The organism is Bowmanella yangjiangensis, assembly GCF_017255015.1.
Classification (GTDB): domain Bacteria; phylum Pseudomonadota; class Gammaproteobacteria; order Enterobacterales; family Alteromonadaceae; genus Bowmanella; species Bowmanella yangjiangensis.
Map to the genome: position 1 here is coordinate 1 of NZ_JAFKCS010000741.1, position 360 is coordinate 360.

The 360-nt window shown below is 68.1% G+C and carries 1 protein-coding gene; it reads right to left on the reverse strand.

Annotation, left to right across the window (positions count from 1 at the left end; genetic code table 11):
* On the reverse strand, positions 1–325 hold a 325-nt coding region (locus J0A65_RS26495), incomplete at its 3' end, for a hypothetical protein (protein WP_206597160.1).
* Positions 326–360 lie beyond the last annotated feature (35 nt).

Consider the following 360-nt stretch of genomic DNA (forward strand, 5'->3'; position numbering starts at 1 on the left):
GGCATTCGGCATAGCGCGCCGCGGTGGCGAAGGCCCCGATCACGCACAGCCGCCGGGCCACCTCCAGGTGCAGGCTGTCGGGCAGGCTTAGGTAGGTATCGAGGATGCTGCGCGGATCGAGGTGCGTGGTGACCTCGGCAAGGAACTCGATGGGCAGCGTCATGATCAGTTCGCGCAACTGCGCCGGCGGCATGTGCGGCGACAATTGCGCAGCCTGCTCGGCGCCCAGCTGTTGCACCAGCGCCGCTTTCACCGCCACCGGCGCCATGCGCTGCGAAGCCAGCAGCAGGCGTTGGGACAGGCTCAGGTTGGGGGCTTTGGCCATCGGGTCCTCCTTGTCGTGAGCGAGGCCCGCAGCAT